This window comes from Acidimangrovimonas sediminis (genome assembly GCF_002871005.1).
GTDB lineage: Bacteria > Pseudomonadota > Alphaproteobacteria > Rhodobacterales > Rhodobacteraceae > Acidimangrovimonas > Acidimangrovimonas sediminis.
Map to the genome: position 1 here is coordinate 100,955 of NZ_PHSN01000013.1, position 25,040 is coordinate 125,994.

Annotated in this window: 23 protein-coding genes; 10 read left to right on the forward strand and 13 right to left on the reverse strand. The window is 69.2% G+C overall.

Annotated features, from left to right (window positions below; genetic code table 11):
• Positions 1 to 134: 134 nt before the first annotated feature.
• Together CVV76_RS12895 and CVV76_RS12900 are read left to right on the forward strand one after the other, a co-directional pair.
• The gene (locus CVV76_RS12895; RefSeq protein WP_102225071.1) at positions 135 to 713 is read left to right on the forward strand and encodes a nitroreductase family protein; all 579 of its coding nucleotides are present in this window, start codon (positions 135 to 137) and stop codon (positions 711 to 713) included.
• Positions 710 to 1,417, forward strand: coding sequence for an EI24 domain-containing protein (locus CVV76_RS12900; protein WP_102225072.1), 708 nt, complete (start codon positions 710 to 712; stop codon positions 1,415 to 1,417). Before CVV76_RS12895 ends, CVV76_RS12900 begins: the two co-directional genes overlap by 4 nt.
• Here CVV76_RS12900 and CVV76_RS12905 read toward each other — a convergent pair.
• Together CVV76_RS12905 and mce are read right to left on the reverse strand one after the other, a co-directional pair.
• Positions 1,386 to 1,682, reverse strand: coding sequence for a DUF1467 family protein (locus CVV76_RS12905; RefSeq protein WP_102225073.1), 297 nt, complete (start codon positions 1,680 to 1,682; stop codon positions 1,386 to 1,388). The genes CVV76_RS12900 and CVV76_RS12905 overlap by 32 nt on opposite strands.
• A gap of 84 nt (positions 1,683 to 1,766) precedes the next feature.
• Complete coding sequence (mce, locus tag CVV76_RS12910) at positions 1,767 to 2,171, reverse strand: methylmalonyl-CoA epimerase (protein WP_102225074.1); 405 nt, start codon at positions 2,169 to 2,171, stop codon at positions 1,767 to 1,769.
• A 261-nt stretch (positions 2,172 to 2,432) separates the two neighbouring features.
• Here mce and CVV76_RS12915 point away from each other — a divergent pair, with 261 nt between their 5' ends.
• Positions 2,433 to 3,206 (forward strand): response regulator, encoded by a 774-nt coding sequence (locus CVV76_RS12915; RefSeq protein WP_102225075.1) that lies wholly within the window; start codon positions 2,433 to 2,435, stop codon positions 3,204 to 3,206.
• 52 nt (positions 3,207 to 3,258) lie between these two features.
• Here CVV76_RS12915 and CVV76_RS12920 read toward each other — a convergent pair whose 3' ends face one another.
• Both CVV76_RS12920 and ribA read right to left on the reverse strand, forming a co-directional pair.
• Positions 3,259 to 3,759 carry a L,D-transpeptidase family protein gene (locus tag CVV76_RS12920; protein ID WP_233192854.1) on the reverse strand — a complete coding sequence of 167 codons (501 nt, stop codon included), beginning with the start codon at positions 3,757 to 3,759 and terminating at the stop codon, positions 3,259 to 3,261.
• A gap of 8 nt (positions 3,760 to 3,767) precedes the next feature.
• The gene (gene ribA, locus CVV76_RS12925; RefSeq protein WP_102225076.1) at positions 3,768 to 4,859 is read right to left on the reverse strand and encodes a GTP cyclohydrolase II; all 1,092 of its coding nucleotides are present in this window, start codon (positions 4,857 to 4,859) and stop codon (positions 3,768 to 3,770) included.
• A gap of 185 nt (positions 4,860 to 5,044) precedes the next feature.
• Between ribA and CVV76_RS12930 the strand changes: the two genes are divergently transcribed.
• Both CVV76_RS12930 and CVV76_RS12935 read left to right on the forward strand, forming a co-directional pair.
• Positions 5,045 to 5,731, forward strand: a complete 687-nt coding sequence (locus CVV76_RS12930; protein ID WP_102225077.1) for a response regulator transcription factor — start codon at positions 5,045 to 5,047, stop codon at positions 5,729 to 5,731.
• A gap of 463 nt (positions 5,732 to 6,194) precedes the next feature.
• Positions 6,195 to 9,788 carry a hydantoinase B/oxoprolinase family protein gene (locus tag CVV76_RS12935; RefSeq protein WP_102225078.1) on the forward strand — a complete coding sequence of 1,198 codons (3,594 nt, stop codon included), beginning with the start codon at positions 6,195 to 6,197 and terminating at the stop codon, positions 9,786 to 9,788.
• 137 nt (positions 9,789 to 9,925) lie between these two features.
• Here CVV76_RS12935 and CVV76_RS12940 read toward each other — a convergent pair whose 3' ends face one another.
• Together CVV76_RS12940 and CVV76_RS12945 are read right to left on the reverse strand one after the other, a co-directional pair.
• Entirely contained in the window at positions 9,926 to 10,621 is a 696-nt protein-coding gene (locus CVV76_RS12940; protein WP_102225079.1) for an ABC transporter ATP-binding protein, read from the reverse strand.
• Positions 10,614 to 11,900, reverse strand: coding sequence for a lipoprotein-releasing ABC transporter permease subunit (locus CVV76_RS12945; protein ID WP_199178596.1), 1,287 nt, complete (start codon positions 11,898 to 11,900; stop codon positions 10,614 to 10,616). The genes CVV76_RS12940 and CVV76_RS12945 overlap by 8 nt, the downstream gene beginning before the upstream one ends.
• 251 nt (positions 11,901 to 12,151) lie before the next feature.
• Between CVV76_RS12945 and CVV76_RS12950 the strand changes: the two genes are divergently transcribed.
• On the forward strand, positions 12,152 to 12,964 hold the full coding sequence (locus CVV76_RS12950; RefSeq protein WP_102225080.1) for a hypothetical protein: 813 nt from the start codon (positions 12,152 to 12,154) through the stop codon (positions 12,962 to 12,964).
• Here CVV76_RS12950 and CVV76_RS12955 read toward each other — a convergent pair.
• From CVV76_RS12955 to CVV76_RS12975, 5 genes are all read right to left on the reverse strand, one after another.
• Positions 12,954 to 14,153, reverse strand: coding sequence for a PQQ-dependent sugar dehydrogenase (locus CVV76_RS12955; protein ID WP_102225081.1), 1,200 nt, complete (start codon positions 14,151 to 14,153; stop codon positions 12,954 to 12,956). The genes CVV76_RS12950 and CVV76_RS12955 overlap by 11 nt on opposite strands.
• Positions 14,154 to 14,345: 192 nt before the next feature.
• Positions 14,346 to 15,683, reverse strand: a complete 1,338-nt coding sequence (gene proS, locus CVV76_RS12960; protein WP_102225082.1) for a proline--tRNA ligase — start codon at positions 15,681 to 15,683, stop codon at positions 14,346 to 14,348.
• Between the two features lie 176 nt (positions 15,684 to 15,859).
• Entirely contained in the window at positions 15,860 to 16,420 is a 561-nt protein-coding gene (locus CVV76_RS12965; RefSeq protein ID WP_102225083.1) for a helix-turn-helix transcriptional regulator, read from the reverse strand.
• Positions 16,420 to 17,109 (reverse strand): cytochrome b/b6 domain-containing protein, encoded by a 690-nt coding sequence (locus CVV76_RS12970; RefSeq protein WP_102225084.1) that lies wholly within the window; start codon positions 17,107 to 17,109, stop codon positions 16,420 to 16,422. Before CVV76_RS12970 ends, CVV76_RS12965 begins: the two co-directional genes overlap by 1 nt.
• 1 nt (position 17,110) lies before the next feature.
• The gene (locus CVV76_RS12975) at positions 17,111 to 17,386 is read right to left on the reverse strand and encodes a PepSY domain-containing protein (protein ID WP_102225085.1); all 276 of its coding nucleotides are present in this window, start codon (positions 17,384 to 17,386) and stop codon (positions 17,111 to 17,113) included.
• Positions 17,387 to 17,638: 252 nt separating this feature from the next.
• Here CVV76_RS12975 and CVV76_RS12980 point away from each other — a divergent pair, with 252 nt between their 5' ends.
• The 4 genes from CVV76_RS12980 (at position 17,639) to CVV76_RS12995 (ending at position 23,517) form a co-directional block, all read left to right on the forward strand.
• Positions 17,639 to 18,811 (forward strand): AI-2E family transporter, encoded by a 1,173-nt coding sequence (locus CVV76_RS12980; RefSeq protein ID WP_102225199.1) that lies wholly within the window; start codon positions 17,639 to 17,641, stop codon positions 18,809 to 18,811.
• A gap of 2 nt (positions 18,812 to 18,813) precedes the next feature.
• Complete coding sequence (locus CVV76_RS12985) at positions 18,814 to 19,485, forward strand: P-loop NTPase family protein (RefSeq protein ID WP_102225086.1); 672 nt, start codon at positions 18,814 to 18,816, stop codon at positions 19,483 to 19,485.
• A gap of 151 nt (positions 19,486 to 19,636) precedes the next feature.
• Positions 19,637 to 21,811, forward strand: coding sequence for an RNA degradosome polyphosphate kinase (locus CVV76_RS12990; protein WP_102225087.1), 2,175 nt, complete (start codon positions 19,637 to 19,639; stop codon positions 21,809 to 21,811).
• A 137-nt stretch (positions 21,812 to 21,948) separates the two neighbouring features.
• Complete coding sequence (locus CVV76_RS12995) at positions 21,949 to 23,517, forward strand: Ppx/GppA family phosphatase (RefSeq protein ID WP_102225088.1); 1,569 nt, start codon at positions 21,949 to 21,951, stop codon at positions 23,515 to 23,517.
• Between the two features lie 4 nt (positions 23,518 to 23,521).
• On the opposite strand, the gene CVV76_RS13000 is transcribed toward CVV76_RS12995, so the two are convergent.
• Together CVV76_RS13000 and CVV76_RS13005 are read right to left on the reverse strand one after the other, a co-directional pair.
• Positions 23,522 to 23,941 carry a hypothetical protein gene (locus tag CVV76_RS13000; RefSeq protein WP_146010291.1) on the reverse strand — a complete coding sequence of 140 codons (420 nt, stop codon included), beginning with the start codon at positions 23,939 to 23,941 and terminating at the stop codon, positions 23,522 to 23,524.
• A gap of 46 nt (positions 23,942 to 23,987) precedes the next feature.
• Positions 23,988 to 25,037, reverse strand: a complete 1,050-nt coding sequence (locus CVV76_RS13005; RefSeq protein WP_102225090.1) for an endonuclease/exonuclease/phosphatase family protein — start codon at positions 25,035 to 25,037, stop codon at positions 23,988 to 23,990.
• Between the last annotated feature and the right edge of the window lie 3 nt (positions 25,038 to 25,040).

Below are 25,040 nucleotides of genomic sequence, written 5' to 3' on the forward strand. Positions count from 1 at the left end.
GCTTGCGTGCCCCCGGCACGCTCCGCCGGATCCCCCGTCCGCCAGGGCCCGCCTGCACCCGCCCCCTGCCGCAATCCCTTGAAGCCCCGCCCCGAGACCCCAGATCGATCCCGCACACCCGCGAAAGGACAGACATGCCGACCCCGAACCAGGCCGCCCTCGACTTCCTGCTCAGCCGCCGCTCGCGCCCGTTCCAGACGCTCCACGCCCCTGCCCCCACGCATGAGGAGCTGACGCCGATCCTCACCGCCGCGCTGCGCAGCCCCGACCACGGCAAGATCGAGCCGTGGCGAATCGAAGTGCTGGAGGGCAAGGCCCTGACCCGTCTCGCAGCACTCGCGGAAGCCCGCGGCACCGCGCTCGGCCTTGATGCCGACAAGATCGCCAAGGGCGTCGACATGTTCGCCCACACTCCGCTTTGCGTCGCCGTGATCGCCTCGCCCGCCCCGTCCGAGAAAGTGCCCGAGATCGAGCAGGTCCTGTCGGCCGGTGCGGTCTGCACCGCGCTCCTGAACGCCGCGCTGGCCGCCGGGTGGGGGGCGCAATGGCTCACCCGCTGGGTCTCGCACGACCGGGATTTCGTCGAGGAGGGGTTCGGCCTCGCCCCGCATGAATTCGTCGCGGGCCTCGTCCATATCGGCACCGAAAGCGCCACGCCCCCCGACCGGCCGCGCCCCGACCTCGCCCGCGCCGTGCGCTGGATCAGCGAATGATCCTGGGCGATTTCCTGCTGGCTGTCGGCCAGATGGGCGATCCGCGGTTCCAGCGCGTGCTCTGGCTCGGGCTGGGGCTGACGGTCCTTCTTCTCATCGCGGTCTATGGCGGGTTCGTCTGGCTGATCGCGCTGTTCGTGCCCGGCTCGATCACCCTGCCCTGGGTCGGCTGGACGCTGCACCCCGATTTCGCGCTGTCGCTGGCAGCGGGCGTCCTGATGATGGTCGCCTCGGTCTTCCTGATGGTCCCCGTGGCCTCCGCCTTCTCCGGCCTCTTCCTCGACCAGGTCGCCGAGGCGGTCGAGGACGTGCATTACCCCGCACTGCCCCCGGCCCCGGCGCTGCCCTGGTCCGAGATGCTGGGCGATGCGCTGCGCTTCTTTGTCGTGCTGGTGCTGGTGAACGCAGTCGCGCTGACGCTGGGGCTTCTGCTCGGGCCGCTGGCACCGGTGCTGTTCTGGGCGGTGAACGGATACCTGCTCGGGCGGGAATATTTCCAGATGGCGGCGATGCGCCGGGTGGGCCGCAAGGGCGCCACGGCGCTGCGCCGCCGCCACGGGGTGGAGATCTGGGCCGCGGGCGTGCTGATGGCGCTGCCGCTGACAGTGCCGGTGCTGAACCTGCTGGTGCCGATCCTGGGGGCCGCCACCTTCACCCACCTCTTCCACCGTCTCAGCGGCCTGCGCCCGGCCCGAAACGTCTGACGATATCGAGATCCTCGAACGTGATCGCGCCCGAGGTGACGACCCACATCACCCCTGCCCAGAGGATCAGCGCGACCAGCGTCGTGATCCGCAACCTGCGCCCGAACCGCACCCGGGTCGGGGCCGAGGCCGGCGTGCCCGGCACCACCTCGCCCGCCTCCTCCTGCGTGACCTCGCCCGAGGCCTGCGGACGGATCTGGATGGCGACGAGGAAGACCAGAACCCAGATCAACACCAGGATCAGCAGGGCCGAGGCGATGTCCATTCCCTGTCCTCCCTCTCAGCCCTGCCCCTCGGTCCTCGTGCAAACCCTGTGGACCGGAACGGGCGGCCGGCGCGCGGGCCCGGGTCAGACCTGCTCAAGCTCGATCAGGCAACCGTTGAAATCCTTCGGGTGCAGGAAAAGCACCGGCTTTCCATGCGCACCGATCTTCGGGTCACCCGTGCCCAGCACCCGCGCCCCCTCGGCCTTCAGCCGGTCACGCGCGGCAAGTATGTCGTCGACCTCGAAACACATGTGGTGGATCCCGCCAGAGGGGTTCTTTTCCAGAAAGCCCGCGATCGGCGACCCCTCCCCCAGCGGGTAGAGCAGCTCGATCTTGGTGTTCGGCAGTTCGATGAAGACGACGGTGACGCCGTGGTCGGGCTCATCCTGCGGCGCGCCGACCTTGGCGCCCAGCGTGTCGCGGTACTGCGCCGCGGCGGCGTCAAGGTCGGGGACGGCGATCGCGACATGGTTCAGGCGGCCGATCATGCAAGGCTCCTCCGGATCAGACGGGTCTGGCGACAGGTTATCCCGCGCCCGGGCCCCACACGCAAGCATCGCGACGCCTTCCCGCGGCGCAGCGGGGCGTCGGGCAGGAAATCGCGTCAAAGTGGTGCCGCTTAACGAGTCGTTAGGTCTGATGGAGTTTCCTGCGACTCGGCCGGACCGTGAACGACCGGCCAGCCCCGGGCCGGAAACGCGGCACGGGGGTTGCGGCGCCACCCGACGTGCCAGGAACAGGAGGCCGAAATGCCCGACACACCGCCGACAGGTCCGAAGGACCTGATGCCGCCGCGCCCTGCAGCGACGCCTGAACGGCCGCTGCAGGGACTGACCATCCTTCTGGTCGAGGATAGTCGCTTCGCCTCCGAGGCGTTGCGCCTGATGTGCCTGCGCTCGGGCGCCCGGCTCAGGCGGGCCGATTGCCTGGCCGCCGCCTGGCGCCACCTGCGCACCTACCGCCCCGATGTACTCATCGTCGACCTCGGCCTGCCCGACGGCCCCGGAACCGGGCTGATCGCCAGTCTCTCACACGGGCCGATGCGCCCGCATGCCGTCCTCGCCATCAGCGGCGAGGCGACGCGCGGCCCCGCGGCGCTTTCCGCCGGCGCCGACGGCTTCATCGAGAAACCCCTGTCCTCCCTCGCCGCCTTCCAGTCGGTGATCCTGCGCCACCTGCCCGAGGGGGTGACCGGCGCCCCGCTCGTGCCGGTCGACGACGCCGTGATCGAACCCGATCCGATCGCGCTCCGCGACGACCTGCAACTTGCCGCCGAAATGCTGGCGCAGGAACCCGATGGACCAACCCGCGCCTACCTTGCCAACTTCCTGGGCGGTATCGCGCGTACGGCCCACGACCCGGCGCTCGCCCGCGCAGTCGAAGGGATCGAGGAACAGGTGCGCGGCTACGACACTGGCCTTGGGGCCGAGCCTCTGGAACGGCTGTCGCGCCTCGTGCGGCGGCGGTTGAGTGCCACGGCCAAGGCCCCCCTCGGCACGCGCAAGGCCAGCCGGGTCGCCTGAGGTTGCGCGCGGGACGCCGCAGCCTGCCCCCCGCGCACGGAAGGCCGACCGCTCAGCCCCGAACCTCCAGCGGCGTTCCGGGCGCGATGCTGCGGGCGAGCCAGAGCAGATCCTGCGGCGCGAAGGCGACGCAGCCCGCCGTGGGATGCCGGGGCTTGCGCCAGCGATGCGCGAAGATCGCGGAGCCCCGGCCGGCCCGGGCAAAAGGATAGTTCCAGTCAGTCACGAGGATCAGGTCATAAAGCGGATCCGGCCTTCGCAGCGCCTCGTGGCTGGGCCGATAGGGCGCCCGGACAAGGGTGTTGTAGGCCAGGTCGTCCGGATCGTCCGACCACAGATCCCCGGGCCCGATCGGCTCCGCCCAGGCCGGCAGCGCCGCCGCGGCGATCCGGTCGGGGCGGTACAGCATGCCGACGATGTGGTGCCGGCCCCGCGGCGTGGCCCCATCGCCCTCGCGCTTGTCGCCGGTCAGCCCGCCGCGGCCGATCGCGCAGGGCAGCCGCCGCCCGAGATAGCGCGCGCCCCAGGGCGTCACCTCGATCGGCGGGAGCACCGGCCAACTCACAGGATGTGGCCCGACTTCGCCGCCTTGGTCGCAAGGTAGGCCGCGTTCTCCGGCGTGTGCCCCACCTGGAGCGGCACCCGCTCGGCCACCGCGATCCCGGTCTGCTCCATCATCCGCACCTTGCGCGGATTGTTGGTCATCAGCCGGATCCGGCCCACGCCCATCTCCTTCAGGATGGCGGCCCCGATGCGGAAATCGCGCTCGTCATCCTCGAACCCCAGTCGGTGATTGGCCTCCACCGTGTCGAACCCCTGATCCTGCAGCGAATAGGCCCGCATCTTGTTGGCCAGCCCGATTCCCCGCCCCTCCTGGTTCAGGTAAAGCAGAACCCCCGCGCCCTCGGTCCCCATCTGGGCCAGCGCCGCCCGCAGCTGCGGACCGCAATCGCATTTCAGCGACCCCAGGACATCGCCGGTGAAACAGGCCGAATGCAACCGCACGAGTACCGGCGCCTCGCGGTCCGGGCGCCCGATCTCGATCGCGTAATGCTCCTCGCCGCCATCCTCGGGGCGGAAGATGTGCACCCGCCCCGCCTGCGCCGCCTGCATTGGCAGCCGCGCCGAGACGACGGGATGCAGCGGTGAGGCGCGGAACAACTCCGCCGCCGCGGCCTCGATCGGGATCAGCGTCAGCTCGTCGCGCGCCGCCAGTGCCGGGCCGTCGGCCACCGGCAGCACCACCGCCGCCGGCAACAGCTGCGCCGATTTCGCCAGCGTGACGGCCGCGCGATGCAGGTCCGCCTCGCCCTCGCGCCGGGTCATGAGCGGGCCCTTCATCGGCCGGCTCAGGTCGTCGGCCGGGTCGGCCACCGCGCGGATCCACGAAAGCCCGGTGTCAGGCGGCACGAGGATGCGCGCCAGGTCGCCGTCATAGGCACGCGCCTTCAGCGTCTCGGCCCGCCGCGCCGTGACCGCAAGGACAAGGTCGCCCCCCATCACCCGAAGCTGCGCCAGCCGCCCCGCATCCAGCGTCTCGGCCGCCACGGCGACCACCGCCGCGCCCTCCCGGGTCAGCACCACCGGCACGCCAAGGCGCAGATCGGCCCGGGCGCGGGCAAGTTGTTCGACGATGGTGGGGCGCAGGCTCATGCTGGCAGGCTCATGCTGGGGTCGGTTCGATAGGCTGTAACCTTATCTAGGTCGCGACGCCGGAAATTGAAACATTTGCCGCGCAGGCGACACGTCCGCGTGAGACGGCGGAGCCAAATCTTGTCGGGCGGCGTTCCCTCACGCATCTGTTCTGCGACCCAAGCGGACAGAACGAGGACAAGACGATGGGAAACCTCAAGAAAATCCTGCTCGTCGATGACGACGACGACCTGCGCGAAGCGCTGAGCGAGCAGCTTGTGATGACCGAGGACTTCGACGTGTTCGAAGCGGCCAACGGCCACGACGCCACCGACCAGGTGAAGGCCGGGCATTACGACCTCGTCATCCTCGACGTCGGCCTGCCCGACACCGACGGGCGCGAGCTGTGCCGCCGGATGCGCAAGCAGGGCGTGAAATGCCCGATCCTGATGCTGACCGGACATGATACCGACGCCGACACCATCCTCGGCCTCGACGCGGGCGCCAACGATTACGTGTCGAAACCGTTCAAGTTCCCGGTCCTGCTCGCCCGGATCCGCGCCCAGCTGCGCCAGCACGAACAATCCGAAGACGCGGTGTTCCAGCTCGGGCCGTATACCTTCCGCCCGGCGCAGAAGATGCTGGTCGACGAGAAGGACAAGAAGATCCGTCTCACCGAGAAAGAGACGAACATCCTCAAGTTCCTCTATCGCGCGACCGAGGGTGTGGTGCCGCGCGACGTGCTGCTGCACGAGGTCTGGGGCTACAACGCTGGCGTCACCACCCACACGCTGGAAACCCACATTTATCGCCTGCGCCAGAAGATCGAGCCCGATCCCTCGAACGCGCGCCTGCTGGTCACCGAGAGCGGCGGATATCGGCTGGTCGCCTGACACGCCCTATTCTTGCCCGAATTGGCGACTATATATAATCGGGAGGGCGATTGTTTCGCCGCCCGAAAGGTTCCCCTGCCGTGTGGGGTTATACACGGCATCCTCCCTGTTGGACTTGGCCCGGGCTTCGGCCCGGGTCTTCTTTTTTCCGCCACTCTCGGCGCCCCCCAACCGGCGCGCCCCAATCCGCGCCCCCGATGGCGACGTCGCCTTTCAAGAACTTCGCCGGGACGGAAGGCGAAGCTCCCCCAAGCTCGGGCCCTCCCCGCCCACCTGCCGAACCGATCCCCCCCGGCCTGCCTTTCTTCTGAGCGGAAATATCCCACGGGGGTGCGGGGGTGTGAAATCCCCGCGGATGCGGTGGGTGCGGGGGTGTGCCCCCCGCGGCAGGCCGTCCCCACCTGCGCGCCGTTGACATTCCGTCCCCCATGCCGGACCTCAGGGGATGGCAAGGAGAGATGCGATGACGGCAAAGTGGGATTTCTGGATCGACCGGGGCGGCACCTTCACCGATGTGGTGGCGCGCCGTCCGGACGGTACGCTGCTGACCCACAAGCTCCTCTCCGAGAACCCCGAGCGCTACCGCGACGCCGCGGTGCAGGGCGTGCGTGAGTTGATGCAGCTCGGCCCCGACGACGCGCTTGCCGAGGGGGCGATCGGTGCGGTCAAGATGGGCACCACCGTCGCCACCAACGCGCTTCTGGAACGCAAGGGCGAGCGGGTGCTCCTGCTGATCACCGAAGGCTTCGGCGATCTCCTGCGCATCGGCTATCAGGCGCGGCCCCGGCTCTTCGATCTCGACATCCGGCGGCCGGACCTGCTCTACGAGGATGTGGCCGAGATTGCCGGCCGGCTGGACGCCGAGGGCGCCGAGATCGCCCCGCTTGACGAGGCGGCCGCGCGCCGCGCGCTCCGGGCGGCGCATGGCAGGGGGCTCCGCGCCGTCGCGATCGCCTTCCTGCACGCCTATCTCTCGCCCGGCCACGAGGCCCGGGTGGCCGAAATCGCGCGCGAGGAAGGCTTCACCCAGGTCTCGGCCAGCCACGAGGTTTCGCGCCTGGTCAAGCTGGTGGGGCGCGGCGACACGACTGTGGTCGATGCCTATCTCTCGCCGATCCTCGGGCGCTACGTCGCGCAGGTGGCCGAGGCGCTGGAGGTCGGGCAGGCCACCGGGCGGCTTCTGTTCATGCAATCGAACGGCGGGCTGACCGATGCGCGCCGGTTCCAGGGCAAGGATGCGATCCTGTCGGGGCCGGCGGGCGGCATCGTCGGCATGGTCAAGACCGCCAAGGCCGCGGGGTTCGACCGGTTGATCGGCTTCGACATGGGTGGCACTTCGACCGACGTGAGCCATTACGCCGGCGCCTACGAGCGCAGCTTCGAGACCGAGGTCGCGGGCGTGCGGATGCGCGCGCCGATGATGGACATCCACACGGTCGCGGCGGGCGGCGGCTCGGTCTGCGCCTTTCGCGACGGGCGCACCCAGGTCGGGCCCGACAGCGCCGGCGCCAACCCGGGCCCGGCCGCCTATCGCCGCGGCGGGCCGCTGACGGTGACCGATTGCAACGTCATGCTGGGCAAACTGTCGCCCGCGCATTTCCCCGCGGTCTTCGGCCCCGGGGGCGACCAGCCGCTCGACGCCGGGACGGTGCGCGAGGGCTTCGCCGCCCTCTCGCGCGAGATTGCCGAGGCGACCGGCGAAGACGCCCAGGCGCCCGAGGCGCTGGCCGAGGGCTTCCTGCGCGTGGCGGTCGACAACATGGCCAACGCGATCAAGAAGATCAGCGTGCAGCGCGGCCATGACGTCACCGGCTACACGCTGCAATGTTTCGGCGGCGCGGGCGGTCAGCATGCCTGCCTCGTGGCCGATGCGTTGGGGATGCGGCGGGTCTTCGTCCATCCCTTCGCCGGCGTCCTGTCGGCCTATGGCATGGGCCTGGCCGAGATCCGCGCCCTGCGCGAAACCCAGCTCGACGCACCGCTCGCCTCCGACGACGAGGCGGCGGCCGCGATCGCGGCCCTGGCCGAGGAGGCCCGCGCCGAGGTCGCGGCCCAGGGCGTCCCGGAGGAGGAGATCCGCACCGAGGCCATGGCGCATCTGCGCTACGAGGGCTCGCACCAGACGCTCGAGGTGCCCCACGGCTCCCCCGACCGCATGCAGGCCGATTTCGAGGAGATCCACCGCGCGCGCTTCGGCTTCACCTCGCCCGAGCGCGCACTCTATTACGACCTTGTCGCGGTCGAGGCGATTGGCCGCGCGGGCGAGGTGCCCGACGTCACCGCCCCCGAGGCCCCCGCGCCCTCTCCCGTCGACACGCTCCGCGTCTACATGGGCGGCGACTGGCGCGAGGTGCCGCTCTACGACCGCGCGGGCCTCGGCGCCGGCGCCACCCTCACCGGCCCCGCGATCATCACCGAACCGACCGGGACCAACGTCGTCGAACCCGGCTGGACGGTGCATCTCGACACCCGCGGCAACCTGATCCTCGAACGGACCGAGGCCGCCCGGCACGCCGAAGCGGCCGGAACAAGGGCGGATCCGGTGCTGCTCGAGGTCATGGGCAACCTCTTCATGTCGGTGGCCGACCAGATGGGCGCCACGCTCGCCAATACCTCGTGGTCGGTGAACATCAAGGAGCGGCTCGATTTCTCCTGCGCGATCTTCGACACGCGGGGCGATCTGGTCGCCAACGCACCGCATGTGCCGGTGCACCTGGGGTCGATGTCCGATTCCATCCGTACCGTGATGCGCGAGAATGCCGGGCGGATCGCGCCGGGCGATGCCTTCATGCTCAACGCGCCCTACAACGGCGGCACCCACCTGCCCGACGTGACAGTCGTCACCCCGGTCTTCATCGGCGCCGACATCGCCTTCTGGCTCGGCTCGCGCGGGCACCATGCCGATATCGGCGGGCGGACGCCCGGCTCCTCCCCGCCCGACTCGACGCGGATCGAGGAAGAGGGCGTGGTGATCGACAACTTCCGCCTGGTGTCCGAGGGCCGGTTCCGCGAAGAGGCCGCGCGGGAGCTTCTGCTGTCCGGCCCCTACCCTTGCCGCAACCCGACCCAGAACCTTGCCGACCTCAAGGCCCAGGTGGCCGCGAACGAGACCGGCCGGCGCGAGCTTCTGAAGGTGGTCGAGACCTACGGCGCCGAGGTGGTCACCGCCTACATGGGCCACGTGCAGGACAATGCCGAGGCCTCGGTCCGCGCCGTCATCGGCCGGCTGAAGGACGGCGAATTCACCTATCCGATGGACATCGGCACGGTGATCAAGGTGGCGGTCCGGGTGGACCGGGCGGCGGGGCGCGCGGTGATCGACTTCACCGGCACTTCCGATCAGCACCCGGGCAATTACAATGCCCCGGCGGCGGTGACGCGGGCGGTCGTGCTCTATGTCTTCCGCACCCTGGTGGGCAAGGAGATCCCGCTGAACGAGGGTTGCCTGAAACCGCTCGACATCGTGGTGCCCGAGGGGACGATGCTGAACCCCCGCCCCGGCGCGGCCGTGATCGCCGGCAATACCGAGGTCAGCCAGGCTGCCTGCAACGCGCTCTACGGCGCGCTGGGGGTGATCGCGGGCAGCCAGGCCACGATGAACAATTTCGTCTGGGGCAACGACAGTTTCCAGAACTACGAGACGATCGCCGGCGGCACCGGCGCGGGCCCCGATTTCGATGGCTGCGACGCGGTGCAAAGTCACATGACCAACACCCGCATGACCGACCCCGAGATCCTTGAAAAGCGCTTCCCGGTGCGGCTCGACCGCTTCGCGATCCGCAAGGGATCGGGTGGTGCGGGGGCGCATCGTGGCGGCGACGGGGTCGAGCGGGTGCTGACCTTCCTGGAACCAGTCACGGTGACGACGCTGTGTTCACACCGCATCGTGCCGCCCTTCGGCGTGGCCGGCGGCGCGCCGGGCAAGGTGGGCGAGAACCGGGTGATCTGGCCCGACGGCACGCGCGAGACGTTGCAGGGCAACGACGAACGCGCGCTTCCCGCCGGCGCGTCCTTCGAGATGCTGACCCCCGGGGGCGGTGGCTGGGGCAAGGGCTGAGCCGCCCGACCCTTCAGCCCCCCGGCGACCGACACGATGACGGGTGCGCGGCACGGGGACGGGCACGCGGCAGGGTGCGTTGAAACGCACCCTACGGGAGAGGCATCAAGGGGTGTGGCGTCAACGGGGGCGCGGCCTCAGTCGAGGATCCGCCCCTCCTCCAACCGCACAACGCGGTCCATCCGCGCGGCCAGCTCCATGTTGTGCGTCGCGATCAGGGCGGCAAGGCCGGTGCCGCGCACCAGCGTCATCAGCGCTTCGAACACCTGGTCCGAGGTCGCGGGGTCGAGGTTGCCCGTGGGTTCGTCCGCCAGCAGAAGCCCCGGCGCGTTCGCCAGCGCCCGGCAGAAGGCCACCCGCTGCTGCTCGCCCCCCGACAGTTCCGCCGGACGGTGCGACGCGCGATGCGCCACCCCCACGGTGCCCAGAAGCTCGATCGCACGCGCATCGGCCTCGGCCCGCTTCGCACCGTTGGCAAGCTGCGGCAGGACGATGTTCTCCTGCGCGGTAAACTCCGGCAGCAGGTGGTGGAACTGATAGATGAACCCCACCTCGCCGCGCCGGACCGCGGTGCGCCCGCGGTCGCCCAGCTTCGTCATATCCTCGCCCAGAATCCGAAGGCCGCCCGTGTCGGGCGTGTCCAGAAGCCCCGCGATGTGCAGAAGCGTCGATTTGCCCGCGCCCGAAGGCGCGACCATCGCCACCACCTCGCCGCGCCGCAGGGTCAAGGAAGCGCCGCGCAGCACGGCCACCTCGCCCGGCTTGCCCTTGTTGTAGGTTTTCTCGATCCCGTCGAGCTCCAGCACCGGGGCGGCCCCGTTCGATTCACTCATAGCGCAGGGCCTCCACCGGGTTCATCCGGGCCGCGCGCCGGGCCGGGAAGATGGTGATCACGAAGGACAGGATCAGCGATAGCGACGCCGCCTTGACCACGTCCTGCCATTCCAGTTTCGCGGGCAGCTGGTAGAGGCCGTAGATCTCGGGGTTCCAGACGCCGCCCCCGGCAATATAGTTCACCAGCGAGAAGATCGGGTCGATGTAGATCGCGAACAGGCAGCCGAGGACCACGCCAAGCAGCGTTCCCGCGATCCCCGTCGAGGCCCCGCAGATGAAGAACACCCGCAGCACCGATCCCTCGGACAGCCCCATGGTGCGCAGGATGCCGATGTCGCGCCCCTTGTTCTTGACCAGCATGATCAGCCCCGAAACGATGTTCATCGAGGCGATCAGCACGAGGATCGACAGGATCACGAACATCACGTTGTCCTCGACCGTCAGCGCCTTGAGAAAGGCGCCCGAGCTGTCCTTCCAGGTCCACAGCATCACGTTGCCGCCCGCCGCCTTCAGGATCGGCGCCTTCATCGCGTCGACCTGCTCGGGCTTCTTGAGCATCACCTCCACCTGGTCGGCCACGCCGTCACGGTTGAAGAAATCCTGCGCCGCCTTGAACGGCATGTAGATCCGGGCCTTGTCGATGTCGTAGCGCCCGGCGGTGAAGACGTAGACCACCTTGTAGGCGTTCACCCGGGGCGTCACGCCAAAGGGCGTCTTGGCCCCCTCGGGCGAGATGATCTTGACCGTGTCGCCCGGCACGACGCCCAGCTGCTCGGCCACGCCGGACCCCAGCGCGATGCCTTGCCCGAAATCGGCAAGGCTGCCCATCTCCTTCTTCGGGTGGGCGATCAGGGGGACCTTCTTCAGATCCTGGAGGGTGATCCCGTAGACCTGAACCCCCGCGTTGCGCCCGTTGGCCGAGGCCATCACCTCGCCATAGATCAGCGGCGAGGCCGAGGTCACGCCGGGCACCTTGGCGATACGGTCGGCCATGGCGTCGTAATCCTTGATCTCGCGCACCAGCTGGCCGTTCTGGCCCTCTTCCGTCACCGGGTAGACGGCGACATGGGCATTGGCGCCAAGGATCGTGTCAACGAATTGCGCGCGGTAGCCCGAGCGCACGGCCAGCGTGGCGACCAGGGCAAAGACGGCCAGCGTGATGCCGATCAGGCTGATCCAGGTCATCGTGCTGACGCCACCCTCGGCGCGGCGCGCGCGCAGGTAGCGCCAGGCGATCATCCATTCGAAGGCGGCGAAGGGGCGGGTTCGGTTGGCCAAGGGGGCTCCTAATGATGCGCCGGTGCGGCAGGCCGGGTCAGACAGGCCGGGTCGGGCGGACCATGGGGCGCGCACCCCGGGACGTCAAGCCACGCCCGGGCGACGCCGCCGTGACTTCGCCGCCTCCACCCTGCCCCGCGCGCCCGATCCTTCGAAGACGCACCGCCCACCCGTACCGGCGGCTTCACGCTCTCGTGGGTTGAGCGAAATCCCAGTTCGACGCAACGCTCACGAAAAGTGGAGTGACGAGTGTGCGACAGATCATCGGAACGACCCTGCGCTTCATGGCGTGCAACTGGTACTGGTACCTCGGCGCCGCGGCCATGGTCACCGTGATGCTCCTGCTGATACCGGGGCACCAGAGCGCGAGCGGCGGCCTTCTGATCGCCTACGGCTACCTGTGCCTGCCGGTCTACGAATCCTTTCTCGACCTGCTCGACGCGGGGGGGCCGGGCCGGGCCGCCCGGCGGTTCAAGAAGCCGCGGGGCTATGTGCGGGTGTCGCTTCTGCTGTTCTTCGTGCTGCCAATTGTCATGTCTATCGCCTTCGACGTCGTGTTCTCCGTCGCCGACAAGCCGCTGTTCAACTGGCTGATGGACCCCGGCCGCGTCGTCTGGATGACCCTGTTCGAGTTGGCGCTGAGCCTGCTGCTCCTGCTGCCGGTTTTCGGGACGGCACTGCCGGCCTCGGTGGCGGGTGACCTGATCGGCGTAAGGCCTACGCTGGCCCGCGCGCGGCGCAGCTTCCGGTCGGCATTCTGGCGGCTCGCCGTCCTGCCGCTCGGCTTCGCGCTGGTTGCCGCCTTGATCCTCATCGCGGCGAACGTCGGGGTACTGTTCCTGCGCGGCCCCGTCGAACGACTGCTGCCGGCACACGGGCCGGCAGTGGCTGTGCTGCAGCGCACCATGGCCGACGCAGAAATGTTCGGTGCGGTCCTCGTCTTCATGATCATGTCGACCGTCACCATCGCCGTGCTCTGCCGCGCCTATCTCGACGCGGCCGGGCAGCGTCCCGCGCCGGCCCCAGCCACACCGACCGCGCCGGGGGCGGCGGCTACTCCCTGACCAGCCGGATCAACTGCCCGTCCTCCTGATCGGTGAGGATCAGGATCGCCCCGTCGCGATCCACCGCCACGTCGCGCACCCGGTCGCGCCCGTAGAGGAACCGTTCCTCCCCCACCACGCGGTCGCCCTTCAGCTTCAGCCGCACCAGCCCTCCGGGAGAGAGCGACGCGGCCAGGATATCCCCCTTCCACCCGGGGAACATCGCACCCTCGTAGAAGGTGAAGCCCGAGGGCGCGATCACCGGGTCCCAGTAGTAGCGCGGCTCGATCATCCCCTTGGCATGTGCCTTGCCCGAACCGACCGGGCTGCCCGAGTAATTCTCGCCGTAGCTGACCACCGGCCAGCCGTAATTGCCGCCCTTGCGGATCAGGTTCAGCTCGTCCCCGCCGCGGGGGCCGTGCTCCATCTCCCACAGTTCCTCGGTGCCGGGGCGCAGGGCGAGACCCTGAGGATTGCGGTGGCCATAGCTCCAGACCTTGGGCCCGCGCCTGGGAAAGGGGTTGTCGGCGGGGGCGGCACCGTCGGCGCGGATCCGGATCACCTTGCCGTAGGTCTTGCCCGGATCCTGCGCGAACTGGCGCTGGCGCTCGGTGAAATGCTCACCCGTGGTGAGGTAGAGATAGGCGCCATCGGCCACGATACGGCTGCCGAAATGCGCCGTGGTCGGCGATGCCGGGCTTTGCACGAACAGGTCGCGCACCCCCACCAGCCGGGTCGCATCCGCCGACAGCACGGCGCGCGCGGCAGCGGTGGCGACGCCCCCCTTCACCCGCTTGGCATAGGTGAGATAGATCACCCGCGTCTGGTCGAAATCCGGGGCCAGCGCGACGTCGAGAAGCCCGCCCTGACCCTGGGCCACGACCGCGGGCACGCCCTTCACCGGCGCCCCCACCCGCCCCGAGGCCGAGACCGGCCGCAGCGCGCCGCTCCGCTCGGTCACGAGATAGCCGCCCTCCGGCAGCACCGCGATACCCCAGGGATGGGTCAGCCCGCGCGCCACGACCCGGCGCGCCACCCGAACCCCGCTGTCGAGCTTCGGCGCCCGGGTCTGGCCCGCGAAGGCCGGCTTGAAATCGGGAACGTTTCTCTGGCCGTAGGACCAGTCCTCGGCGACGGCAGGTGAAACGCCAAGCGACAGGGCAAGGCCCAGCGCCGCACCGGCGCCAAGGCGAAGACGGGCTGAGATCATGTGCGGATCCTCCTGCCCCCGATATAGGGGGCCGCCCTGCCCGCGCTGAGGGGCGTGCCCGGCAACCGGACGCAGCCCCCCGATTTTCGGCGAAAATCGGCCAACGCCGGACCATCGGGGCGCCGCCGGGCGGCTGGCACGATCCTTCACCGAAGGATCGCACCTCAGCTTTGCCCCGGCCCCGGAGGTCCGTCAGAGACCGGCGTAGATCCCTGCCACCCGTTCGACCGCCGCCTCGGGGCTCATGGTCTCGCTCTCGCCGGTGCGGCGCGACGTGAGTTCCACCTCGCCGTTGGCAAGGCCGCGCGGCCCCACCGTGATGCGCCACGGCAGGCCGATCAGGTCCATCGTCGCGAACTTGGCACCCGCGCGGTCTTCGGTGTCGTCGTAGAGCGGCTCCAGCCCCTTGGCGACCAGACCCGAATAGATCGCCTCGCAGGCCGCGTCGGTCGCGCCATCGCCCTGCTTGAGGTTGACGATGCCGCAGTGGAACGGCGTCACGCCCTCGGGCCAGATGATCCCCTTGTCGTCATGGCTTGCCTCGATGATCGCGCCGACCAGGCGCGAGACGCCGATGCCGTGGCTGCCCATGTGCACCGGCACGCGGGCGCCGTCCGGCGTGGTCACGGTGGCGCCCATCGGCTCGGAATACTTGGTGCCGAAGTAGAAGATCTGGCCCACCTCGATCCCGCGCGAGGATTTCTGCCGTTCCGCCGGGATCTCGTGGAAAAGCGACACGTCATGTGTCTCGTCGGTCCGCGCGTAGGGCGTGGTCCATTCCTTCACGATCGCCTCGAGGCCCGCGCGGTCGTCGAAATCCACCGCGCGGTCGCCGAATTTCAGGTCGGTGATGGCGCTGTCGTAGAACACCTCCGACTCGCCGGTCGAGGCGAGGACGAGGAATTCATGCGTATCGTCGCCGCCGATCGGGCCAGAATCGGCGCGCATCGGGATCGCCTGCAGACCCATCCGCTCGTAGGTGCGCAGGTAGCTCACCATGTGGCGGTTGTAGGCGTGCATCGCGTCCTCGTAGCTGAGGTCGAAGTTGTAGCCGTCCTTCATCAGGAACTCGCGCCCGCGCATCACGCCGAAGCGGGGCCGCACCTCGTCGCGGAATTTCCACTGGATCTGGTAGAGCGTCATCGGCAGCTGCTTGTAGCTTTCCACATGGGCCCGGAAGATGTCAGTGATCATCTCCTCGTTCGTGGGGCCGAACAGCATGTCACGCTCGTGCCGGTCGCGGATGCGCAGCATCTCGGGGCCGTAGGCGTCGTAACGGCCGCTTTCGCGCCACAGGTCCGCGGGCTGCATCGTCGGCATCAGCACCGGGATGTGCCCGGCGCGGCCCTGCTCCTCATGCACGATCCGCTCGATGTTGCGCAGGACCTTCAGCCCCAGCGGCAGCCACGAATAGATCCCCGCCTGCTGCTGCTTGATCATGCCGGCCCGCAGCATGTAGCGGTGGCTGACGATCTGGGCCTCGGCGGGGTTCTCCTTGAGAACGGGCAGGAAATAGCGGGACAGGCGCATGGCGGGGTCTCCGGTTTGGGTCGCCCGCGTTCCTAGCCGCAGAGCCGCGGTGAGGCAAGCGGGCCGCGCGACGGTATCGGCGATCGCATTGGCGCCCTGCGGGTCTCCGGCCCGCGTCTATCGGGGAAAGGCCGGCCCGCCCCGCCAAGGTTCGGCCGGGTCACGACCGGGGGGCGTCATTCGGCGGCGGCGCCGGGGTCGGCAGGGCCCGCGGCACCTTCGGCCGCCATGCCGTTCACGCCCCCCGCAAGAAGATCCTCGACGAAGAAGGCGGCAAACTGGGCCCGGCCCGAGGTGCCGGACTTGGCATAGATCGACGCCATCTGCGCCCGCACGGTGCCCGGCGCCGCGCCGCGCAGCCGGGCAATCTCGTTCAGATCGAACCCCTTGAGGGCGAACATGCCCACCTCGCGCTCCGCCGGGGTGAGGCGCCAGTCGGCGAACTGCGCCTCGATCACCTCGGCAAGTGCCCCCGACGCGGTCGCAAGCGCCTCTTCGTGGTGCATGAGAAGGACGTGGGCGCGGCGCATCTCGCGCACGCCGAAGGCCGCACCGATGCCGAGCCCCAGCGCGATCAGCGCCTCGGCCCAGGTCGCCGCGACCGCCTGGCCGGCCATCAGGTCGCCCATCGCGTCCGCGATGAAATAGACCGCGGCGGCGGCCTGGATCAGGGCGAAGAAGGCGAGGGCGGACTTGCGCCGCCGTCGCTCGTTCTCTGTGTCTGGTGACGAGACCATCACTCTCCCGGGGTGTCGGCGCCTTTCCGTTGCCCCAGGATCATAGGCCGCACCAGGTTGCGCCGCAACGCGACGCTTTCGACCAGAACCCCGCCGAGGTGCAGAACGGCGAGGATCAGGAGGAGGTTGGCCCCGGCTTCGTGAACGTCGCGAAGAAGCGTTGGCGCATGGTCACCGCCGCCCTCGCCCTGGTCCTCGCCGCCGCTACCCTGATCTCCGCTGCCCTGGTCGCCGCTACCTTGGTCGGGGGAAAGCTGCGACCAGTCGCCCTGGGCGATCACCTGCGCGCGGTTCTGGGCGTCGAACGGGGTTTCGCCACCGGTCATCAAGAGACCGGTCGCGATCACCACCGCCAGCATCGCCCAGAGCGCGTAGACCATCAGCGCCCCCGCCGGGTTGTGCGACCGGTATTCAGGCGGGCGGCCCTTCACGACCGTGCGCAGATGCGCGATCCCGTGGCGCGGGTTCGGCGGGAACGAGACGAAGCGCGCCTCGTGCGGGCCGACGAGGCCCCACAGCAACCGCAGCACGAGAAAGCCGAGGCCGATCCAGCCGAGCCAGACGTGAAGGACGCTGCCGCCCTGGGTGAGCAGACCGTTGCCCACCACCACGGCGGCAATCCCCCAGTGGCTGAGCCGCACGACCGGGTCCCAGACCCGCGGCGGCGCGCCCTGAAGATGCGCGGCCATGTCAGTCCCCCTTGGTGATGCGGACAACCTTGCCGGTCTTCGGGCTGATCCTGACCTCGTGCAGCGCCTTAGAACCGGCCTCGATGCAGCGGGCCTCGACCATGCCGCCCTCGGCCTCGAAACTCTTGACCTGACAGCCGGCCTTGGCGAGAGCCGCCTTCACGGTCTTGGCGCTGGTGCCGACCTTGTCGCCCACCTTGGGCATGGCCATGGTCGCGGCGGGCAGCATCGCCAGGGCGGCGGCGAGCAGCACGGGAGCGGCGTGGATGCGTTTCATGGAGAGTGCCTTTCTGTCTTGGGTAAGGAGGAGCATTCGCCGACGGCGGGGGCGTCTTGCCCCGGGGCCGGCGGGTCCGATCTGGCCACGCCCGCGCGGCACGTCGATCTGCGCGGCGCTTAGACCCCCGGGCATAAGCACATGCTGACGGCGGCCTTCCGCTGAGCCGTGCCTGAACCACGGCGCTTGAAAGCCCTTGCCGGACCTGCCATCTCGGTAACTGGCGAAATGCGGGACGAGGCGCGCGGCGATATGGCCCTGACGGTGCGGGATCAGCTGAAATACTGGGGGGCCGCGGCAGCGGTCTTCCTGCTGGCGCTTTGGTTCCTCGGCTCGGTGATGCTGCCATTCCTCGTGGGCGGCGCCATTGCCTATTTCCTCGATCCGGTCGCCGACCGGCTGGAGGCGCTGGGGCTGAGCCGGACGCTGGCGACCGTGGTGATCTCGGTCGTGGCCCTCATGATCTTCATCGTCGCGGGCCTCTTGATCGTGCCGCTGCTGGTGCAGCAGCTGGTCGCGCTGATCAACGAGGCGCCGCAGCTCTTCGACCAGTTGCAGAAGTTCCTCACCCACCGGTTCCCGCAACTCCTCGACCAGAATTCCGTCGTGCACCAGACGCTGATCTCGGTCGGAGAGACGATCAAGTCGCAGGGCGGGAAGCTGGCCAACTCCCTCCTGACCTCGGCGATGACAGTGATCAGCGCGGTGGTCTTCATCGTCGTCGTGCCAGTGGTGGCCTTCTACCTTCTGCTCGACTGGGATCGGATGGTCGCCCATATCGACTCGTGGCTCCCGCGGGAGCACCGCTCGGTCATCCGCCGGCTGGCCGGCGAGATCGACGACGTGCTGGCGGGGTTCGTGCGCGGGCAGCTGACCGTCTGCCTCATCCTCGGCACATATTACGCGCTGGGGCTGATGCTCGTGGGGCTGCAATTCGGCCTGATCGTCGGCGCGATCGCGGGCTTCATCACCTTCATCCCCTATCTCGGGGCGATCACCGGCGGTTCGATCGCCATCGGCCTGGCGCTGTTCCAGTACTGGGATCACCCGTGGTGGATCGCGGCCGTGGCCGGGATCTTCGCCGTCGGCCAGACGGTGGAGGGCAACTTCCTGACGCCCAAGCTGGTGGGCCATTCGGTCGGGCTGCATCCGGTGTGGCTGCTCTTCGCGCTGTCGGCCTTCGGCACGATCTTCGGCTTCGTCGGCATGCTCGTCGCCGTGCCGGTCGCCGCGACGCTGGGGGTCCTGGCCCGGTTCGGCGTGCGGCAATACATGAACTCGCTGCTCTACCGCGGCATCGACGCGGCCGAGGAGCCCGTCGCCTCGCCCGGCGAGGAACTGCCGCGGCCCGGCGGCGCCCCGCACGCAGCCCCGTCGCACTCCCCGGCCCCATCCCCGGCCGCGCAAGGGCCACAGGACGCCTGAGCATGATCCGGCAACTGACATTCGACCTGCCCGTGCGCGAGGCACTGGGGCGCGAGGATTTCTTCGTCTCGCGGGCGAATGCCGTGGCGCTGGCCGCCCTCGATACCTGGCCGCACTGGCCGCAGGGCAAGATGGCGCTGACCGGGCCGGCCGGCGCGGGCAAGACCCACCTCGCCCATGTCTGGGCGCGCGAGGCCGAGGCCCGTATCATCCGCGCCCAGGAGCTTGCGGCGACCGACCTGCCCGGCCTGGGGCTGCGCGTGGTGGTCGAGGACGCCGATGCGATGGCGGGCAATCGCCCGGCCGAGGAGGCGCTGTTTCACCTGCACAACCTCGTGCTCGCCTCGGGCGGGCGGCTTCTGGTCACCGCGCAGAGCGCGCCGAACCGCTGGCCGCTCACCCTGCCCGATCTCGCCAGCCGGCTGCAGGCGGCGGCGGTGGCGCGGCTCGACCCGCCCGACGACGCCCTGCTCGCCGCTGTGGTGATGAAGCTGTTCGCCGACCGCCAGATGGCGGTGGCGCCGCCCGTGATCTCCTATCTCGCGGCGCGGATCGACCGGTCCTTCGCCGCCGCCCGCGATGCCGTGGCACGGATCGACCGGCTCGCCCTCACCGCCGGGCGCACCGTCACCCGCCCGCTGGTGGCCGAGGCGATGGGCTGGGACGGCGCCTGACCCTCTTCGGTCGCCTGCCCCGCCACGGCACAGCCGACCACCACCGCCGCCCGCCCGGGTTCCAGCACCGCCGATGAGGGCTGGCCACACCGCTCCCCGCGCTGCATTATCACGTCACCCAACCGTCACGAAGAGTGCCCATAAGGCCCACATGACAAACGCCGATTACCTCTCTGCCCCGTTCCCCGACGCCGCCGAACTGCCCGAGTCCGAGGTCGGCGGCCCGAAGCGCTATTTCAACCGCGAACTGTCGTGGCTGGCCTTCAACTGGCGCGTGGTCGAAGAGGCGCGCAACCCGCGCGTCCCGCTGCTGGAACGGGTGCGGTTCCTGTCGATCTCGGCCACCAATCTTGACGAATTCTATACCGTCCGCGTCGCCGGCCTGCGCGAGCTGGCCCGCGCCGGCAACACCATGCCCGCCGCCGACGGCCGCAGCCCGACCGAACAGCTGGTGCTGATCAACGAGGACGCCCGCCGCCTTCTGCAATCGCAGCAGGGCATCTGGACCAAGCTGAAGAAGGAGCTGGAGGCCGAGGGCATCACCCTGCTGACACGGGCAAAGCTGACCCGGCGCGACCACCGCTTCCTCGAGGATTACTTCCTGAGCCAGGTCTTCCCGGTGCTGTCGCCGCTGGCGATCGACCCGGCGCACCCCTTTCCGTTCATCCCCAACACCGGCTTCTGCCTCGCGCTGCAACTCGAACGCGCCTCGGACCAGCGCGCGCTGCAGGCGCTTCTGCCGATCCCCGCGCAGGTCGCGCGCTTCGTGCCGCTGCCGGCCGAAGACGGAGAATTCCGCTTCCTGCCGCTGGAGGAGCTGCTGCTCCTGCACCTCGGCCTCATCTTCCCAGGCTACCGCGACGCCGGCCATTGCGCCTTCCGCGTGCTGCGCGACAGCGACCTGGAGGTCGAGGACGAGGCCGAGGACCTAGTACGCGAGTTCGAGGTCGCGCTGAAGCGCCGTCGCCGGGGCGAGGTCATCCGCATGACCATCACCTCGCATGCGCCCGACGACCTGCGCGAGACGGTAATGAAGGAGCTGGGCGTCTCGCCCGACGAGGTGATCGAGATGCGCGGCCTTCTGGGCGTGGCCGACCTCAAGGAACTGGTCCTCGACCAGCGGCGCGACCTGTTGTGGCCCAGCTTCACCCCGCGGGTGCCCGAGCGGGTTCAGGACCACGAGGGCGACATGTTCGCGGCGATCCGGCAGAAGGACATGCTGCTGCATCACCCCTACGAGACCTTCGACATGGTGATCCGCTTCCTCGACCAGGCGGCGCGCGATCCCAACGTCCTTGCGATCAAGCAGACGCTCTACCGCACCTCGCGCGACAGCCCGATCGTCTCGGCGCTGTGCGAGGCGGCCGAGGCCGGCAAGTCGGTGACCGCGCTGGTGGAGCTGAAGGCGCGGTTCGACGAGGCCGCGAACATCCGCCAGTCGCGCCGGCTGGAACGGGCGGGCGCGCATGTCGTCTATGGTTTCCTGCACCTCAAGACCCATGCCAAGATCAGTACCGTCGTGCGGCGCGAGGGCGACCAGCTGGTGACCTATACCCATTACGGCACCGGCAACTACCACCCGATCACGGCGCGGATCTACACCGACCTGAGCTTCTTCACCTGCGATGCCTCGCTCGGGCGCGACGCGACCAAGGTGTTCAACTACCTGTCGGGCTATGCACAGCCCGAGGGGCTGGAAAACCTCGCGATCTCGCCCATCAACCTGAAATCGCGGCTGATCTCGTCGATCGCGGCCGAGGCGGAACACGCCCGCGCGGGCCGGCCGGCCGAGATCTGGGCGAAGATGAACGCGCTGACAGAACCCGAGGTGATCGACGCGCTTTATGCCGCCTCGGGCGCGGGGGTGAAGATCAACCTGGTGATCCGAGGGATCTGCAACCTGCGGCCCGGGATCAAGGGGCTGTCGGACAACATCCGGGTCAAGTCGATCGTCGGGCGGTTCCTCGAACACAGCCGGATCGTATGCTTCGGCAACGGCCACGGCCTGCCGTCCGACCTCGCCCGGGTCTACATCTCGTCGGCAGACTGGATGGAACGCAATCTCAACCGGCGGGTCGAGACGCTGGTCGAGATCAAGAACCGCACCGTGAAGGAACAGATCGTCGGCCAGATCATGGCCGCCAACCTCGCCGACGAGGCGCAGAGCTTCCTGTTGCAGCCCGACGGGCACTACATCCGGCAGCTCAACCCCGCTGACGGCGCGCTGTTCAACTGCCACCGGTTCTTCATGGAGAATCCCTCGCTCTCGGGCCGCGGCAGCGCCGGGGCGGCGGACGTGCCGCAGCTGGCCCGCCTGAAGACCTGACCCCCGCCGCCTCCTCGCCCGCCTGACGGCGTCTCCTCGTCCCCGCGACGAAGCGCCGGCAGGCAGGCGAGGAGCGCCCCCATTGACGCCCCCCTTCGCACCCGGCACTCTCTGGGCGAACGAGCTGGGACCGCCCGATGAACGACACGACACCCCCGGGCGAAGATTGGGGCCCCTTCGGGCGCCCTATCTTCGAAGACCCCTCCGCCCGCGCCCTGTCGCGAATCGGCGTGGTGGACGTCGGCTCGAACTCGGTCCGCCTCGTCGTCTTCGACGGCGCCGCGCGCTCGCCTGCCTATTTCTACAACGAGAAAATCCTCTGCGGCCTCGGCCAGGGCCTCGCCGCCACCGGCCGGCTGAACCCGGAGGGGCGGATCCGTGCCCTCGCCGCGCTCAAGCGCTTTGTCGCGCTGGCGCGTTCGATGGGCATCCCCGTGCTGACCGCCGTCGCCACCGCCGCGATGCGCGAGGCCGAAGATGGCGACGATTTCCGCGCCGAGGTGCTGCGCGAGACCGGGTTGCGCCTTTGGGTCATCGACGGCCCGGAGGAGGCACGGCTGTCAGCGCAGGGTGTCCTTCTGGGCTGGCCCGAGGCCGAGGGCATCGTCTGCGACATCGGCGGTTCCTCGATGGAGCTGGCGGTCGTGGGCGAGGGCCGCATCGGCAAGCGCGTGACCTCGCCGCTGGGGCCCTTCCGCCTGCAGCAGATCGAGGGCGGGCCGAAGGACCGGCGCAAGCATATCGAGAAGATCATCGAGGAGTTGGCCGAGACGCTGAACACCGGCCACAAGCGGATCTACCTCGTCGGCGGCTCGTGGCGGGCGATCGCCAAGATCGACATGGTGCGCCGCGACTATCCCCTGTCGGTGCTGCACGAATACCGCATGACGCCGAAGCAGCTGACCCAGACGCTCGACCTGATCGCGGAAAACGACATGGCCGAGATGCGGTCGCGCACCGGCACCTCCTCGGCCCGGATGGACCTGGTGCCGCTGGCCGCCGAGGTGCTGCGCCAGCTGATCAGGACCTTCCGCCCGAAGGAGATCGACATCTCGGCCTACGGCATTCGCGAGGGGCTGCTTTACGAACAGATGCCGCAGCGCCTGCGCGCCCGCGACCCGCTGATCGAAAGCTGCCGCTTCGCCGAGGCGACGAGCGCGCGCCAGCCCGGGTTCGGCAAGAAGCTCTACACCTTCCTGCAACCGCTCTTTCGCAATGCAACGCCCCAGCACCACCGGCTGATCAAGGCGGCGTGCCTGCTGCACGACACGACCTGGCGCGCCCATCCCGACTATCGCGCCGAGGTCTGTTTCGACAACGCGACCCGGGCGAACCTCGGCGGGCTGAACCACCCGGAGCGGGTCTTCCTCGGCCTGTCTCTCCTGCACCGCTACAAGAACAGCCGGTCCGGCACGCCGTTCGAACCGCTCTTCAAGCTGCTGAGCGAGGATCAGCTGCTGGAGGCCGAGGTGCTGGGAAAGGCCATTCGCTTCGGCGCGATGATCGCGATGGACGACCCGACCCGGGTGGCCGAACTGCGCTACTTCCCTCGCAAGGAGGTGCTGGAGCTGCGCCTCAAGGAAGACGGAGAGGAGCTTTACGGCGAGGTCGCACAGGCGCGCTTTGCCTCGCTCTGCGCGGCACTGAAAGTCACCCCGCAGGTGCACGTCATGCGCGCCCACGCCCATCCCGAACGGCGGCGCTAAGGCGCTAGAGCTCCGTCTCGTTGCCCGAGTCGCCGGGTGGCACGGGCACCAGCGGCACCTTGCGGCGGATCAGGATGTCGCCGTTGGGCAGGACCTGCGGCGCCTCGTAGGCCGACAGATCCCCCATCAGCTGGACCAGCGTCGCCATCATCGCGCGCATCTTCGGCTCCATCTGCGCGGTCAGGCCACGCAGCATCAGCTTCGTCCCCTCCTGCATCAGATCGAAGCCCTTCGAGACATCGCCGGTGGACCCCTCACCCTTGCCGCTGTTACCCGTGCCACCACTGGCCGTGGCACCACCCTCGCCCATCGCACCCTCGCCCTTCGGCGGCGCGCCAGCCCCCGGCCCCGCCACGGGCGGAGCCTCCGCCAGCGCGGGGCAGGCGGCGAGCAGAAGGCACAGAAGCGGCACGATCGGTTTCATCCCCGGATCATAGCCCAGCCGCCCCGAGTCGCCCAAGCGTGCCCGCTCAGATCTGCAGATCCACGCTCACCGGGAAATGGTCCGACGCGGCCAGCAGCGCGTCGCGCAGCTCGGGCACCCGCCAACAGCCCGGATCGTCCAGCGGATGCCAGATCCGCCAGCGCGCGCCCTTCGCCGCAAGATCGGGGCTGAGCATGACGTAATCGAGCAGCGCCGAAAGATAGCGATGCTGGTCGGCCAGCCAGAACCTGGCCGAGGTGGGCTGGGCCGCAAGTTTCGACGACAGCGCAAGCCCCGCATGCGGTTCGATCAGTGCCCGCGCCGGATCGCTGCCCGCGCCGAGGCCCAGCACGATCTCAAGCCCCGAACGGCCGAACAGCTTTTCGTATTCGTCCAACCCCGGGCCGTCGTTGAAATCGCCCAGCACCACCAGCGGCGCGCCAAGGTCGAGGATCTCGTCCACCCGGGCACGCAGCCAGACGCATTGCGCCAGCTGCTTGCGGCGGTTCTCGATCGCGATACGCCGTGCCTCATGGGCGTTTCTGGCGCCATGGGGGGCCTTCGACTTGGCATGTACCCCGATCATGCGGAAGGCAAAGCCCTCGCGCGTGGTCACCGCCAGTTCCAGCGGCGGCTTGGAAAAGGTGATGATCTCGGGCGCCGCGTCGATATCCAGATCGTAGCGGAACGCCCCGTCGAAGCGTGGCGCCCCCGCCGGCCCCGCCGGCGCGCCCTTCTTGCCGGTCGGCGCCCCCATCGGGTCATGCACCGCCTCGATCACGTCGGGATCGTAAAGCAGCGCAATCTCCTGCTCGGTTTCCGACGGGAACCCCAACACCGCCCGCCGCGCCCGCAGGCCGAAATGCGCGGCGAAGGTTTCCAGCTGGCCCACGGTGGTGCGGCGGCGGTTCTGGTCGGGCGCTTCGATCACCATCACCGCGTCGGCGTCGAGCGCGGTGAAGACGATCCCCAGCGCGCCCAGCTGATCCGCCCGCGTCACTTCGTAGCGCGCCGACCATTCGCCATCGGCAAGCATCCTGCCCGTCGGGCCGAAGAGGTTGCCGAACCATTCGACGTTGTAGCTGGCAATCCGCATCCC